The 15,986-nt window shown below is 46.9% G+C and carries 10 protein-coding genes and 1 pseudogene; 9 read left to right on the top strand and 2 right to left on the bottom strand.

The features are described 5' to 3' along the window. Positions 1-199: 199 nt before the first annotated feature. Entirely contained in the window at positions 200-631 is a 432-nt protein-coding gene (locus BUB86_RS06005; RefSeq protein WP_073206935.1) for a DUF6078 family protein, read from the bottom strand. 118 nt (positions 632-749) lie between these two features. Next, a complete protein-coding gene (locus BUB86_RS06000; RefSeq protein WP_254795108.1) occupies positions 750-1,955 on the bottom strand; it encodes a VapE domain-containing protein in 1,206 nt (401 codons plus the stop codon). A 448-nt stretch (positions 1,956-2,403) separates the two neighbouring features. Between BUB86_RS06000 and BUB86_RS17580 the strand changes: the two genes are divergently transcribed. The 9 genes and pseudogenes from BUB86_RS17580 to BUB86_RS17950 all read left to right on the top strand — a co-directional run. Continuing rightward, entirely contained in the window at positions 2,404-2,502 is a 99-nt protein-coding gene (locus BUB86_RS17580; RefSeq protein WP_175549422.1) for a smalltalk protein, read from the top strand. A 132-nt stretch (positions 2,503-2,634) separates the two neighbouring features. Continuing rightward, a complete protein-coding gene (locus BUB86_RS05995; protein WP_073206932.1) occupies positions 2,635-3,423 on the top strand; it encodes a hypothetical protein in 789 nt (262 codons plus the stop codon). A 20-nt stretch (positions 3,424-3,443) separates the two neighbouring features. After that, positions 3,444-3,848: a hypothetical protein gene (locus BUB86_RS05990; RefSeq protein ID WP_317041755.1), complete on the top strand. Its 405-nt coding sequence runs from the start codon at positions 3,444-3,446 to the stop codon at positions 3,846-3,848. 330 nt (positions 3,849-4,178) lie between these two features. Continuing rightward, the gene (locus BUB86_RS05985) at positions 4,179-6,707 is read left to right on the top strand and encodes a helix-turn-helix domain-containing protein (RefSeq protein ID WP_073206931.1); all 2,529 of its coding nucleotides are present in this window, start codon (positions 4,179-4,181) and stop codon (positions 6,705-6,707) included. A gap of 188 nt (positions 6,708-6,895) precedes the next feature. After that, positions 6,896-10,192: a SusC/RagA family TonB-linked outer membrane protein gene (locus BUB86_RS05980; protein ID WP_073206930.1), complete on the top strand. Its 3,297-nt coding sequence runs from the start codon at positions 6,896-6,898 to the stop codon at positions 10,190-10,192. Between the two features lie 39 nt (positions 10,193-10,231). Next, positions 10,232-12,364 (top strand): RagB/SusD family nutrient uptake outer membrane protein, encoded by a 2,133-nt coding sequence (locus BUB86_RS05975; protein ID WP_073206929.1) that lies wholly within the window; start codon positions 10,232-10,234, stop codon positions 12,362-12,364. A 102-nt stretch (positions 12,365-12,466) separates the two neighbouring features. Beyond that, the gene (locus BUB86_RS05970) at positions 12,467-13,591 is read left to right on the top strand and encodes a pectinesterase family protein (RefSeq protein ID WP_073206928.1); all 1,125 of its coding nucleotides are present in this window, start codon (positions 12,467-12,469) and stop codon (positions 13,589-13,591) included. A 63-nt stretch (positions 13,592-13,654) separates the two neighbouring features. Further along, positions 13,655-15,010, top strand: a complete 1,356-nt coding sequence (axe7A, locus tag BUB86_RS05965; RefSeq protein WP_254795107.1) for an acetyl esterase Axe7A — start codon at positions 13,655-13,657, stop codon at positions 15,008-15,010. Further along, positions 14,986-15,984, top strand: a pseudogene (locus tag BUB86_RS17950) (sialidase family protein); the annotation flags it as partial. The gene axe7A and the pseudogene BUB86_RS17950, both read left to right, overlap by 25 nt. Positions 15,985-15,986 lie beyond the last annotated feature (2 nt).

The following is a 15,986-nucleotide window of genomic DNA, read 5'->3' as shown; positions in this document are numbered from 1 at the left end:
GAGACGTTTTTAAAAGAACATAAACATTGGTAAAAATAAAGCAGAGAAATGATGATTAAAAGTAAGATAGAGTTTATAACCGCGTACAAATAGCATAATGATTAATCCTCTGCCTAAAGGACTCGAGTCCTCCTACTAAAGGACTGGAGTCCTCTAGGCAGAGGACTCCAATCCTGGGTAAAGATGACTGATAAAAGAATTAGTCGAACCAGCAGAGATGCTTCTCATAGGCATCGAATTCCAAGTGTTCGAGGCCTATTTCTTTTAGCGCCGATTTCACCACTTTGATTTCGCTTGGTGAGCAAAGCCTTGCCCCCTTGCGACGATCAAAGTAGGGGTTACGTCCAAACTTGCCTATCAGTCGATAGCGGAAGGTATCATATTGACTAGGTAGCATCTGCTTCTGCATATTGGTGAACCCACGGCCATAAACCTGAGGTTCATCGCTGCGATAGTACTTGCAATTCTCTGATGGCTCAGGGAGCTGCGGATTAATGATCGGAACACTTATCTGATTTTTGGGAACAGCTTGCATCGCCATCTGGCGCAAACAATGACTAGCCATGGGGCAATCAGCCTCAAGACAATGCATAAATCCATAAGGAACTTCGTTGTAATTAATCTTATTCATAGTTTCTCTTTTTTTATATCACACTTACCATAATCTCTCGAAACGCCCTTGTACACAGGGCCTGCGGCATGGTAGGTCTTGGCGTGAGACCTACCACAGACCTACCATAGACCTACCATCAGGCAGCCTTGAGCGGAACCACATTGTATACCGACACATTCGAGTGTTTCTTGAATTCGTAGCCAAGTTCGAGCAGGGCATTACCCAAGCACACCTTATTACTATGGGTGTTCCTGATTGATGGGAAATCCTGCTGAATCAAAGAGAGAATCTCAGAACAGCTCATCTTCTTAACCGCCTCGCCCTCTTTGGGCTTGCGCAGACAGGTCTTAACGATGTCGGCTATGTCCTTCTGGTCCATATACTCCATGTTAAGTTCCTGAATACGTGCCACTTCGGAATTGCTGTACCAATAAGGCTCGTTCAGTACATTAAGCTCGTAAACCAGCTGAGCATAAAGCTGCTCGTAGTCAATCTCGCCCTCATTGTCGATCATCTCGCCATCAGGGATGGTGAAGCAGAGGAATCGACGGCTACCTGTGGCATCCTGAAGAGGATGATGATTGTTGGTAGTAGCTACGAACGATGCAAAACGAAGTCGATCCTGCTGGGTTCGACCAAAAACAGGTCGACCATTAACCTTATTCAACGACAGGATCTGTTTCAGGGCTGTCCATTGGCGACGCGTATAGACATCAACCTCGTCGAGATTAACCACCAGACAATCCGACAGGGCCATATCTCTATCAAACTTGTTGGTTACGTTGAAGTGGTCCAGATAAAAACAACGCAGAAAAGGAGGCAGAAGGCGACGCACAAAGGTAGTCTTTCCGCATCCCTGCGAGCCTATAAACATAGGTACGCATTCGTTTCCGTGCAGCATATCCTTCTGCAACCAATGGGCCACCATAGCCCTAAGCCAGATGGCAAGATAGTTGTGCATCTCCGTGCTGAGGCCAGGAATGCGGTTCAAAAGCTTGCCTACGTGGTTCTGACCATCCCATTGGGGCAGATTATTCAGGAAATCTGCAATTGGGTTGTAGGCTACGACTTCGGCTGACTGGACGTACTCCATAATTTCCGTTTTAGGATTGCCCTTATCCATCACATGTTCGCGCTTAGCACGAATCACGATACTCAGGATTTCCTCTTGAGTAAGGGCTTTCCACACAGGTTTACCGTCAATGGTTGTAACCCTGATGTCAACAAACTCCACCTTCCTGTTAAGCACGTTTCTGCGAAACAGATAATTCTCACTAAGGTACTGCTCGATGACGAGCGCATCCTTCTGAGAGGCCGCAAGGGTCTCTCCGTTAACTTTCATTTCTTCCATTATTTAAGTATTCTCAGTTATTAATAAATGTGGTTAAGATCGCATGCACTTTTCATACCGCTAGCTAGTAATCCTGCGTGCGTGTTTTCATTTCCGGCGTGCAAAGGTACAGCTTTAATTTTGCGGTTACAAATATTTTCCGTTATTATTTTCTTAAATTCTGTTAATGTTAATTTCCCCCTATTTTTGCATGGTAGGTCTATGGTAAGTCTATGGTAGGTCTCAACACAAGACCTACCATGTCTCAGCCCCTGTGTACAAAAGCATTTCTAGAGATTATGGTAGGTCTTGAGATAAATACACTTCACTGGGATTCTCTCGAAAAAAAACTATTTTAGTCCCGTGTTATTGTTTTGTTGTTATCATAATTAACTATTTGATTATTATAAGGTTACGCCCGCGCTAACAACAAAACAACATAGTCGGACTAAAAAAAAATATGAAAAGAAAAACCATCAAATTCATCGTCCAGCTTATCGCATCGATAGCATCGGCAGTATTGACAGCACTTGGCGCCACATCGTGTGTAGGCGTCTGAACCTAAACCTAAAGTATCGCAAGCAATCAACGCTTGTGATATTTTTTTAGTGATTTATTTGGCGAAATGTTTTTTTTGCCGTACCTTTGCAGTAACTAATTAATTCTTACATATAAAAGAAAACCTATCGAAATGATACAGAATAATCTTTTTCGCAGTTTTGCTTTGCTGATTACAGCAATCACACTTTCATCTTGTAGTAGCAGTGACGACAGTATCGAGGAACGACATAACTGGCGTCTGGTTTCAATACAATACAACGCATCGGATTATAGCTATCAAGACAGATTTAGCTATGACAACGCTGGCAGAGTAGTAAAGTGGGACCGATACCAAGACGATAAGTGCTATACCAATACCTATACATATGCTAACGACAAGATAACAGTCGACAACGGCTTGTATTTATACGAATGCACTCTTAGCGGTGGACGCATCGTAAGACAGGAAAGGGTAAACAGAATGCCTGAAATAATAGATTACTATTACGACAACGAAGGCAGAATGACAGGCGGAAGTGAGGATATAAAGTTCGAATGGAACGGCGAGAATATGACGAAAGTGACTTGGGGGGCAATATTTGAGTATACTTATACCACTATACCAAACAGTATTCCATTCATCACATCTCATTGTGATGATATACTGGAATGGCAGGGATATTTCGGAAAAAGAACAATGTATCTGCCCAAGAAAGTGAGCCGCATCACTTATTTCTATCCAAAAGATGCAAGTGTACATGATGAAACAAATGGGTCGCTAGAGTGTTATCAGTATGATGACTATGAATACGCAATAAAAGATGGAATTGTGACAGAAGTGAAACGCTCCACACATACAATAAGAGATTATAGTGGAACAACCATTCCGGAAGAAGTATATTTATGTAATTGGAAATTAGAATACGAGGAAATCAAGTAAACTAAATACGCTGGGCATGAGTGTCCCGTACCTGGGCCACCGAGGGTCACTCGGTTCCGCTGCCCAGACTGGGAACCATGCGTTTCGGTGTTCGCTCTAAGGCGGTAGAGAACCTGGAGGATGTAAAGACCGGTCTGATCAGTGTGCGTCGTATCATCTTCACTCCTAACACTGAGGTGAAGGAAGAGCTGAAGAATACCTCAATCCAGATTACCTGTCTTGACGAGGATGGCAACGTGCTGAAGCGCGTAACCTCTGGCGACAGCGGCGACATCGAAGACCCCGAGAGCGGCAACCAGAACGGTGAGCAGGGTGGTAGTCAGAATCAGAACCAGTGCGGCAACACCAGCGGTGGTGGAAACACCTCAGGAGGTGGTAACACCGGCGGCGGTGGCGGCGATGATGACGACGTAACCTACGATTAAACCACAGCCCCCTCTGTCATCTCGACTAAGCGTAGCGCATGGAGAGATCTTTACGGCATTCGAGGAGATTTCTTGGACAAGCCAAGCGGCAAAGCCGAGCGCTCGACTACGCTCGAGATGACAAGGTATGGGGCTCGAGATGACAGCCGAAGGGGGAACAAAATCAGTAAAATTCGTAAAATCCGTAGGAAAAACAAAATGCATATGACAAAGAAGGATTTTCTTTCATCTCAAATCAAAAGGACAAAAATATCACTATATTTTTAGAGGTTTTATTTCTTAATCTGAAAAAAAGTAGTACCTTTGCAACCAGAACCGCCAACTATTAATATGCGAAAAAATGTTTTTATAGCAATCTGCTTGCTAACGGGATGGGTAAAAACGCTCTGCGCCCAATCGCAATGTACCGTTACTCACTACGATGAGTTCAGCGGTATGGCGCAATGGTATGTCACCCAGATTGTTCAGGACAATCAGGGAATGATGTGGTTTGCCACATGGAATGGACTGAACCGCTACGACGGCTACGAGTTTGTATGTTTCAAATCGAGAGTAGGCGACGGCATCGACATGGCATCAGATCGTATTCAGGACATGGTGCTGATGGACGACGGAAATCTGCTATGCCAGGTAGAAGGTGTACCTTTTATATTCGATGTCAAGACCTGCCAGTTCCGCACCATAGCCGATAAGCAGAAAGCGGAATATAAAAGCATATTTGACGATAGGCAGAAGAAAGGTAGAGAAGGCGAAGGTGCACCTTATTATATATATGAAGACCATTATCACACAAAATGGAAAATAGGCACTAACGGCTCATTGACATATCTTGACGCAAAAAGCGGACAGGAGATACCATACTGGGCAGCAGGCGAACAGATGCCGGAGGTTCAGTATAACACTACCGACAGGAACGGCAATGTATGGCTATGCAGCCATTATGGAGCCTACAAACTGGCATTCCACAAAAAAGCCTATAACTATTTTCCGCAAGAAAAAACATCACAAATAAGATCATTCTATATAGACAATAAGAAACGCTATTGGATAACGAGCAAAGACGACGCCACCATCAGATTATTTAGTGCCGACAACCGCATGTTAGGCTATCTGGGACAAGACGGAAATCTGCACTCACAATACACCTCATTTAAGGAGGCCGTATACACCATGACACAAGACACCAAGGGTGTATTCTGGTTAGGAAGCAGATTTAACGGACTCTATAAGTTAGAGGAACAACCTAACGGCACTTTCCACATTGAGAGTTTTCAGCACAAAGCAGATAACAGCTACTCGCTGAGCGACAATTCTGTTTTCGATATAAAGGAAGACCGCCAGGGACGTCTATGGATAGCATCTTTTAACGGCGGACTGAACTGTATAGAAAAGCCTCACCAGAAAGAAATAAGTTTTCTGAATAAGAATAATGTTCTGAAATACCCCAAAGATATTGCGCAGAGGGCACGTCAGATATTCATAACCAAAGAAGGCAAGATGCTGCTTGCCACCACCACAGGCTTAATGATTGCCGACATTACATCTACCAAAACCAGAAACATTACCTTTAAACGCCATACAAAGGATGCGCACCGCAAAAACAGCCTCAGTAACGAGGCTACCATGTATGTGGCCGAAGACAATAAGCACAGGTTGTACGTATGCACGGAGAGTGGCGGTGTAAACCAAATCATCACCCAAGATCTTACTGCCGACCAGTTAGAGTTCCGACATTTCAACACGTCTACAGGTCTGCCATCCGACGTAGCGCTATCGGCCATCCCCTATGGCAACCAGCTGTTAGTGGTTAGCAACAACCAACTCATCATGCTTAAGCCCGATTCTGATGATGCTCAGAACTACGAAGCTTTCTTCTGGAAAGACAGACTGCGTTTCTCGGATGCCACCCCGACAATATTGCCCGACGGCAGAACTATCTTCGGTTTGCAGGATGGTGCATTCACCATCAGGCTTTCGGAAATACAGAAGAGCACTTTCGTACCACCGATAGCACTCACCAGTCTGTCGATAGAGAATGGGCAACCAAATTGTGCCGCGAATGCGCTCGACACCTTAATTTTGTCGCCAAAAGAAAGAGATATCACCCTACGTTTTGCCGCACTCGACTATTCGGCAGACAATCAGATTCTCTACGCCTTCAGATTCGGCGATGGTGATGAACCATGGAATCACATCGGCAAAGACCATTCGGCAACATTCCTGGATCTGAAACCAGGAACCTATCAGCTACAGATACGTTCTACCAACAGCGATGGCGTATGGGTAGACAATATTCGCACCATGACCATCATAGTAAAGCCAACCTTCTGGGAAACAAGATGGGCACAATTGCTTTACACCCTGCTGTTCGCAGCATTTATATGGGCAATTCTGCGCACTCGCCGATACATCAAGACCTTGAACCGCCGTCAGCGCGAACTGCACGAGGCATATCTGGCACTGCTTAATGCCAATAATGCACCACAAAGCAACAAGAGACAACAGGGTACTGCTGCCACCAAGCCTGAAATGAAACCGGAAGACGAGGCCTTCATGCAGCGTGCCATGAAGTTTATCGAAGAGCATATTGGCGACTCTGATATCAACATTGGCGATATGGCCGATGCCACAGCCACCAGCCGATCAGGACTGAATCGCAAGATGAAGTCGCTGCTTGGCGTTACTCCACTCGACTTCATCCATGAAGCCCGCATACGCAAGGCTTGCCAGATGCTGGAAGCAGGCTGCTCGGTTTACGATGTAGCCTATAACTGCGGCTTTACCGATCCCAAATACTTTGGCAAATGCTTCAAGACCGAGATGGGCATGACGCCTACTGAATACAGGAATCAACATTAAAACATACCGAAAAGAGTAAATTTGTGTCAACAAGGGTGGAATTTTATATCAAATTCCACCCTTGACGCAATTTTACACCCGTTTTGAATTGATATTGCGCTACAATTCATAAATAGGATTATACTTTTGCTGCGTCAAATTTTAAACGACATAATAATAACCAAATTCTTAAAATTAACAAAAACAAAATGAAAAAGTTTAAGCAGTTTGCAGCTAGGACTTTGTTAATGGCAGTCACATTGCTGGCAGCTCAGGGAGCTACAGCCCAGTCAAAGACCGTCAAGGGCAAAGTAACCGATGGTAGTCATGAACCACTCATCGGTGTAAGTGTAACTATTAAAGGTACTAACAACACAGGAGTAATAACCGACGTAAACGGTAATTACTCAATCACCGTACCTAACGAAAAATCCGTTCTTCTGTTCAACTATATCGGTTTCAGCGAGGCGGAACAGAACGTAGGAAACAAATCGACCGTAAACGTAGAGATGAAGGAAGACAACATCGGTCTGGACGAGGTAGTTGTTATTGGTTATGGTAGCGTGAAACGTAAAGACCTGACAGGAGCCGTAGCATCTGTAAAAGGCGATGACCTGGCAGCAGTTCCTGTCAACAACGTAGCACAAGCCTTACAGGGAAAGCTGGCCGGTGTGAACGTCATATCGGGCGACGGACGCCCAGATGCAGATGTTACCATTCGTGTGCGTGGTGGCGGTTCTATCACCCAGAGCAACGACCCACTCTTCATCGTAGATGGTTTCCCCGTATCAACCATCAGTAACATTCCTGCATCAGAAATCGAGAGCATTGATGTACTGAAAGACGCATCGTCTACAGCTATCTATGGTGCACGCGGTGCCAACGGTGTCATACTGGTAACAACAAAGAAAGCAGAAGGCGGCAAGGTAAAGGTAAGTTACGACGGATATGTGCAGGCAAAATCAGTTGCCAAGACATTGGAAACACTGAGTGCCCAGGACTACGTGTTATTCCACTGGGGCTACGGTACCTCACGCGGAAAGGGTGTTGGTGATGCTGTTGCCAAATATTTCGGTCTTGGCAGCGCCTACGGCAATCACTATGCACAATACGCAAATATGAGTACCCACGACTATACCGACGATCTGCTTCGTACGGCATGGACACACAGCCATAACGTAGCCGTAAGCGGTGGTACAGATAAGACACATTTTGTAGCTAACGTAAACTATATTAATGATAAAGGTATCAAAATACGTTCAGGTTTAGAGAAATTCTCTGCATCGCTGAAACTCCAGCAGCAGTTGCTCAGCAATCTGACCCTCGACTTTGACCTGCGTTACACAGAAGCATCGAAACAAGGTCAGGAGGGACTGCAAAACGGACGCGGCACTGAGATTTCAGGTGCTTACAAATACCGCCCTATCGACAATCCACTTGGTGGTGTAAGTGTATCTGAAATATCAGGTTTGAGCTTTGGTGTAAAGAACATCGACGACAGCTATCATGCTAACCCATTGCTCTTGGTAGAAAGTGTTACCAACGAGAGTGTTTCGCGCAACTTGCGCGGAAGCAGTGCACTATCGTGGGAGATAGTAAACGGACTAACAGCACGCACAGAGATTTCTATCTCACGCTCAAGCGGCACCAGTAAGTATTATGACAACGGCTATAACGATGCTGCTGAAAAACGTGCCACACTTAGTCGCAGCACAGGTACAGGCTTACGCTGGTTAAACACCCTGAACTACAATCTGGCTCTAGGTAAGAACCACTCACTGAATTTCCTGTTGGGCCATGAGTTGATTACAAACAACTCGGAATCGACTCAACTGAGCGGCTACGGATATCCCAACAACTTTGACTACGACACAGCCATCGGTATGATCAATACGGCCACACGCTCATTCTCGGCCATCAACTCGATTGCTGTTCCCACACGTACGGTTTCTTACTTCGGTCGCGCCAACTACTCTTTGCTTGACCGTTACCTCTTCACCGTAACCATGCGTGCTGACGGCAGTTCAAAATTCGCGCCCAACAACCGCTGGGGTTACTTCCCTGCAGCAGCATTCGGATGGCGCATCAGCGAGGAGCCTTTCATGGCTGGCACAAAGGATTGGCTCTCTAACCTGAAGCTACGCCTATCTTATGGAACATCAGGTGCTGACAACATCAGCCCTAACCTCTGGCGCGAAACATGGAAAACCACCAGTGCTGCCAATAACAAGGTAACAATTAACGGTGAGAAGACACCCTTCTATCAGCCTGATGGTCTGCTGGCCAACAATGATCTGAAGTGGGAAACCACCATCTCACGCAACCTCGGTATCGACTACGGATTCCTGGACGGGCGCATTAACGGTAGCATCGAACTCTATTGGAATACTACCAAGGATCTGTTGATGCTGGTTCCTATCGACAACACTACCGGATACACCTATCAGTATCAGAACTTCGGAAAGACATCAAACCGTGGTTTCGAACTCTCAGCTAATGTTGACATTATCCGCACCAAGGATCTGCGCTTCAACGTAGGTGTCATCTACAACTACAATAAGAACAAGGTTGACGAACTGACAAATGCTGATAACTACCTCTACTCTTCTTACTGGGCATCATCGGCCCTGATGCCAGTAAACGATTATATGCTCGTAGAAGGCAAGTCGGTTGGTATTGTACGCGGATTCAAATCTAAGGGATTCTATACAGTTGATGACTTCAACTATGTCAACGGACAATATATATTGAAAGAGGGTGTTGCCGACTTCGACCGCTCTATCTCTGCCAATTATATGAATCCCTTTAATCTTCCACAAGGCCAGTCAGCATTCCCCGGTGCAGCCAAGTTCGAAGATGTTGACGGAAACGGTCGTGTTACACTCGATGACGCTACAGAACTGGGCGAGGTAATGCCGCATCACACAGGAGGATTCTCGATGAACCTGCAATATAAGAACTGGGATGCCAGTGCCAACTTCAACTATGTACTGGATGGTAAGATATATAATGCCAACGCCATGATGAACCTCTCTGGTGGTGAATACAACGATCTGACAGCACAGAAACTGGCTTTCATATCAGAAGCTTACAAGATCTATAATGTAAACTCATCAGGCGAGCTCTATGCAGTAACCGACCCCACAGAGCTTACAAGTCTGAATGCAGGTGCAAAATATGCGGTTCCTTATCATCAGAACGGTATCGTGACCGACGAATTCCTGGAGAGTGGCGCATATCTGCGACTGCAGACACTGACCATTGGCTACACTTTACCAAAGACAATTCTGAAAAAGATAAGCATCAGCAACTTGCGACTCTACCTTACAGCAAGTAATCTCTTCACTATCACAGGCTACTCTGGCGTTGATCCTGAGGTTAATGCTAGCACAACAGGTAGAACAGGATTCCTTGAGAGCGTGAAGGTGCTGCCAACACTGAATATGGACTGGGGCGCCTACCCACGTGCACGAACATTCACCTTCGGTGCAAACATCAATTTCTAACTACAAGTTTAACAATTAAGAATCTAGAAAAATATAGATATGAAAAATAATATAATCAAGGCAATTGCAGCGGGAATGCTGCTACTTGCAACAGGATGCAGCGATTATCTGGAGACCACTTCACCTAGCGTGGTTGATAAGGATTTCGTATTCTCCGATGTAGAGTCGGCACGCGCTGCCCTTTACTATGGTTACCAGACACTACAGAACAACCGCAGTGTACACTCAGTGGGCTATTTCTGGTGTCCTATATGGGGATCGGATATTGAGGATGCCCAGGACACATATAGTGAAGGTAGTGCTGGATGTCAGGAGAAGACTTTCTACCCAGGTGGAACAGAAAACTACAATATTAATTCTGGTGAGGGCACTGAAGTGTTTGGTATGCTCTATCAAACTATTGCAGTCTGCAACTCACTCATCAACGCCTTTGAGGAGAAAAGCGACTTCGAGCAGATTATGAGTGGAGAGCCTAATGATATGTCGGATATATACGGACAGGCTGTTGCACTTCGTGCCACATGCTATTGGGAACTCTTCAAATGGTATGGCGACGTGCCTCACGCTCTGAAGACAGGTGAAAAGGCCGAGGGACTGACCTCACGCTTTGCCATTGCCGACTATCATATCCAGAAGCTGCGCGAGGTGGAGCCTCACATGTTCCGTGTGGGTGAGAGCAGCCATCGTGCAGACGTAATGAACCGTACATATGTTCAGGGATTGATTGGCCGTTTGTGTCTCTATAATGCAGGTTATACAACCCGTAGAACAGATCTTGGTGCCGATTTCTATGTAGACGGTGACGGCAAGCAAATCACATTCGAAGACTGGAGTGTAGAGAAAAACAAAGCCATCTACGGCCGTCGTAGCGACTGGCGCAACATCTATCAGATTGCAAAGGAATATCTGCAGGCAGCTGTAAATAATCATGGTTCTATAGAACTCCATCTTACCGACCCACGTACTAACGATGCAAATGGTCGTGAATACGGCAATCCGTTCCAGTATTGTTTCCAACAGATGCATTGCGGTATCACAGACGGACTGGCAGATGAATCTGTTTACGAGATTCCTATGGAATACAACAACGGTTCCGATCGTCCCGCATATATCGGTCGTCCATCGCGCGGTGGTAATGGCGATGCACCTTGCGTAGGCTGTGGTCAGGATCGTGTACAGGCCTGGTTCTACTACGGAGCTTTCAACCCGAAGGATCTGCGTCGCGATGCTTCCATCACTGTAACGGGTAGCGACGGTCAGGGTCATGAGGATATCCAGTCGTTTGAGCGCTCGAACTGGGGCTGCGGCGCCGGACCTGCCACCAACAAATGGGATTGGAACCGTCTGCCAGCTCCTAACACAAACAGCTATGGTACTTCTGGTATCAATGTAAGCTACATGCGCATCTCCGACATCTACCTGATGCTCGCTGAGGTTCAGGCAGCACTAGGAGAAGACAATGCTGCGAAATCAACACTGGCTATTGTACACAATCGTAACTATGTAGGCGGTGTCGACACTAACTTTGATAAGTACATCAATGACTGCGGCTCAGTATGGGATGCTGTTATTCAGGAACGTGCCTTTGAATTTGTTGGTGAAGGTGTTCGTCGCTTCGACCTCATCCGTACAGGAAAGTTACCAAAGGCTGCTGTTGAGAACCGTAAAGAGATGAACCGCATTATCGACGAGGTGGTGGCCAACGGTTATGCTCAGTTTGATAATGGCAACCAGTTGCCTGCCTATATCTGGACTAAGATGGTAGACGCTCGCAGCCAGTATGGTTATCGTCTCACGGGTCAGTGTCCTGTAGGTAAAGAGGATGATCCCGTACTCTATCCCAGCTGGCGCGGACAGCATGATGATTGGGGAAGCCTCTATCCTAAAGTTGCCGGTGCTACAGAAACCAACGTAGCCATCAAGGGCTTGTTTAAGTACATTGCCCCAGGCAGTGCCGAAGCCCAAGCATTGGAAGCAGCAGGTTATGTACAGAAGCCATGGGCTGTTGATATGGACAAATATAGAGACTCGTATGCCACCAAACTGCTGGCTGGTTATAGCGATGCCGACTATGCTGCAAAGAATCCACCGATTTACCTGCTTCCGTTTACATACAACACGCTGACAACCTCAAATATCACCAACGGATATGGTTTCCGCCAAGAACAATAAACGATTTAGGTAATATATTAATTAGTTAGTTATAGTTAGTTACATGCGTAGAGAGGGGGGAATGCGTGATGTATTCCCCCTTTTAAAAAGAAAACAAAAAAAATGAGAAAGAAGATAATAGGTATTTGTTTATTTCTATTTGCTGCTGCAAATGTAAACGCAGCCAGTAAGATCTATCATGCCATTGTAGCTGCCGACGGCAGTGGCGATTACACCACTGTTCAGGCTGCTATCGATGCTGTTCCGGAAAACAACTTGAACCAACACCTTATATATATTAAGGCAGGTACATACAAAGAACATGTTTTCATACCGCAGAACAAAGGCCGATTGAGCCTGATAGGCGAAGGACGCGACCGTGTGTTCATCACCGACAATAAAAAGAGCGGAGGCCCTGATGCTATTCCCGTAGACAAAGGCGCTACCGTTGTAGTACACGCCAGCGATATTACCTTCCAGGGCATTTCGTTCGTCAATTCCTATGGTGTAGAGGCCGAAAACGGGCCACAGGCATTGGCGCTCTATGCCAAAGGCGATCGCATCGCTATAGACCACTGCAACATCATGAGCTATCAGGACACATACCGTACATCCGAAAGCGACAATGGCCGCAACTATGTCAGTAACAGTTTGATTCTGGGCGCAGTAGACTTTATCTATGGCAGTGGCAATGCATGGCTGGAACGCTGTACCATCAAGATTAACCGCAAATCGGGCGGATGGATTGTAGCGCCTAAGCATCGTGCAGAAACACGCTGGGGCTATGTGTTCAATCATTGCACATTGACTGCCGACGGCAATCCTGCCGAGACAAGTATCCTGCTTGGTCGCCCTTGGCATCACAAGCCTCAAACGGTTTTCCTCTACACCCGCAGCGATATTACCATTCCTGCCGAAGGTTGGTGCCCCACCATGAATGGTCTGCCTTCTGTTTTTGCCGAATATCAGACAACCGATGCAAACGGCAAGCTGCTTGATCTCTCAAAGCGCATAAACCGTTATTACCGCTTTGACGAGAATAAAGACACCATCTGGTGTACTGCCAAAAACACGCTAACTGCCGAAGAAGCAGAGAAGTATACCATAGAAGCCGTTATGAGCGGCGACGACAAATGGAATCCTGAGCTGATATTCCAACCTGCAGAGAAACCGATTGGTTATGTTACCATCAATCGAAAGAAACTGCCCGTTAACCAATATGGATGCTTTGAAAGAGAGGAAAAATAAGAGATTTTCTTTGTTATGTGAATTTAAAATCGTATTTTTGCACCCAATAAAACTACTTAATAAATGAATAGATACAATTCTGTAGGGTTCATGAAGGTCGTAGTGCTGGTTTGCGCTATCATCTGCTCTATTTCGGCACTAGCCGAGCGCTCGAGCTCTGCTCGCTCGCTACCGCAGGGACGCGAGAATTATCCCTACCGTTCAGACTATCTGTGGACAACGGTACCCAATCATGCTGACTGGCTGTATAAGACTGGCGAGAAAGCCAAAGTTGAGGTTGGATTTTATCTCTATGGTGTTCCGCAGAATGTAGAAGTTGCTTACGAGATTGCCCCCGACATGATGTCGGCCACATCTACAGGCAAGACAACCCTTAAAAACGGACGTGCCACTATAGATATGGGCACCATGAAGAAACCGGGATTCCTTGACCTCCGACTTTTGGCCGAGGTTGGCGGCAAGAAGTTCCAGCACCACGTAAAGGTAGGATTCTCGCCTGAGCAGCTGAAGCCTTACACCAAGAACCCTGCTGATTTCGATGCTTTCTGGAAGGCCAATATCGAAGAGGCACGCAAAACGCCCGTCAGCGTCAGTTGCAAGCACGTTGATAGCTATTCTACTGCTGAATTTGATTGCTATCTGCTGAAGATAAAGACCGATCAGCGTCATAGCATCTATGGTTATCTGACCAAGCCCAAGGACCATAAGAAGCACCCCGTGGTGCTCTGTCCTCCAGGCGCAGGCATCAAGACTATCAAAGAGCCTATGGCAAACACCCACTACGTTAAGAACGGCTTTATCCGCTTGGAGATGGAGATTCATGGTTTGAATCCAGAGATGACCGACGAGCAGTTTAAGGAGATTACTACTGCTTTCGATTACGAGAACGGCTATCTTACCAACGGTCTCGACTGCCGCGACAACTATTATATGAAACACGTCTATGTGGCTTGCGTTCGCGCCATCGACTTCCTCTGCTCGCTACCCGAGTGGGACAGTAAGAACGTGTTTGTTCAGGGTGGCAGCCAGGGTGGAGCCCTGTCGCTCATCACCGCAGGTCTTGACCCTCGTGTGTCGGCTTGTGTAGCCAATCATCCTGCACTGGCAGATATGGCCGGTTATCTCGACAACCGTGCCGGCGGCTATCCACACTTCAACCGTCTCAGCAATATGCTTACGGCCGATAAGGTTAAGACCATGGCCTACTTCGATGTGGTGAATTTTGCACGTCGCATTACGTGCCCCGTATATCTTACATGGGGTTATAACGATAATGTTTGTCCACCAACAACCAGCTACATCGTGTGGAATCTCATTTCAGCGCCCAAAGATGCGCTCATCACTCCCATCAACGAGCACTGGACCAGTAAAGAAACTAGTATCAAACAAATGCAATGGCTAAAAGATCATACACGTTAATTCTCTGTCTATTCGCAAGTCTGCTGCTGTGGGCTGGCGAGGTGAAGACTTACACCATATTCCGTGCGGCTGATGAGACCGACCACTATACCAACGGCGTGGTGATGACAGCATTTAAGGGTAAGCTATACTGCATGTGGCAGAGCTCGCCCAAGGATGAGGATACCGACGACACTTGGGTGGCCTACAGCTGGAGTAGCGATGGAGGTAAGACGTGGGCTAGTCCGCAGAAGCTGGCCGTGCCATCGGCTTCCGACTACTGCACATCGGGCGGTTGGCTGGTGCGTGGCGGCACGCTCACGGCTTATATCGACCTGTGGAAGAAAGGCCTGACGCCGCGTGGCGGACGTACCTATTATATGACCTCTACCGACGGACTGACATGGAGCAAGTTGCAATCCGTCAGGATGGCCGATGGCAGCGCTATGCAGGGTGTGCTGGAGCAAGACCCCTATACGCTGAAAGACGGCCGACTGGTGGGTGCTGCCCACTTCATGCCAGGTTTGCACATCTGCCCTGTATACACCGACGATGCCAACGGCGTGAGCGGCTGGCAGAAAGCCCGCTTTGAGGCCGAAGACAAAGGCAAGACATCGCGCGAGATTGAGCCCAGCCAGTATATCCGCCCAGACGGCACGCTAGTCATGCTGTTTCGCGACCAGAGCAGTTCGTTCCGTAAGCTGGCCTCATACAGCACCGATCGCGGCGAGACGTGGACCAAGCCCACACTGACCGATTATCTTGATGGTCGCACCAAGCAGTGTGCCGGCAATCTGCCCGATGGCACGGCCTATATGGTGAGCTGTTCCTCAGGCAACAAAGAGCGCTGGCCACTGGTGTTACAGCTCTCAGAAGACGGAAAGACATTCAGCGAATCCATCACACTGCGCACCAAAGAGCAGCTGCCCCCGCAACGCTACGAGGGCCGATACAAAACCCTGGGCTACAGCTATCCCAAGGCGTTCTATCACAACGG

The sequence above is a fragment of the Xylanibacter ruminicola genome, from assembly GCF_900142525.1.
In the GTDB taxonomy this organism is placed as follows: Bacteria; Bacteroidota; Bacteroidia; order Bacteroidales; family Bacteroidaceae; genus Prevotella; species Prevotella ruminicola_A.
The sequence above is the reverse complement of the archived record's forward strand: the minus strand, read 5'-3'. Positions and strand labels throughout refer to the sequence as shown.

What these genes read in the sequence shown, in the direction of transcription:
- BUB86_RS06005 (WP_073206935.1), bottom strand. Translation starts at nt 631, where the DNA reads ATGAATAAGATTAATTACAACGAAGTTCCTTATGGATTTATGCATTGT.
- BUB86_RS06000 (WP_254795108.1), bottom strand. Translation starts at nt 1,955, where the DNA reads ATGAAAGTTAACGGAGAGACCCTTGCGGCCTCTCAGAAGGATGCGCTC.
- BUB86_RS17580 (WP_175549422.1), top strand. Translation starts at nt 2,404, where the DNA reads ATGAAAAGAAAAACCATCAAATTCATCGTCCAGCTTATCGCATCGATA.
- BUB86_RS05995 (WP_073206932.1), top strand. Translation starts at nt 2,635, where the DNA reads ATGATACAGAATAATCTTTTTCGCAGTTTTGCTTTGCTGATTACAGCA.
- BUB86_RS05985 (WP_073206931.1), top strand. Translation starts at nt 4,179, where the DNA reads ATGCGAAAAAATGTTTTTATAGCAATCTGCTTGCTAACGGGATGGGTA.
- BUB86_RS05980 (WP_073206930.1), top strand. Translation starts at nt 6,896, where the DNA reads ATGAAAAAGTTTAAGCAGTTTGCAGCTAGGACTTTGTTAATGGCAGTC.
- BUB86_RS05975 (WP_073206929.1), top strand. Translation starts at nt 10,232, where the DNA reads ATGAAAAATAATATAATCAAGGCAATTGCAGCGGGAATGCTGCTACTT.
- BUB86_RS05970 (WP_073206928.1), top strand. Translation starts at nt 12,467, where the DNA reads ATGAGAAAGAAGATAATAGGTATTTGTTTATTTCTATTTGCTGCTGCA.
- axe7A (WP_254795107.1), top strand. Translation starts at nt 13,655, where the DNA reads ATGAATAGATACAATTCTGTAGGGTTCATGAAGGTCGTAGTGCTGGTT.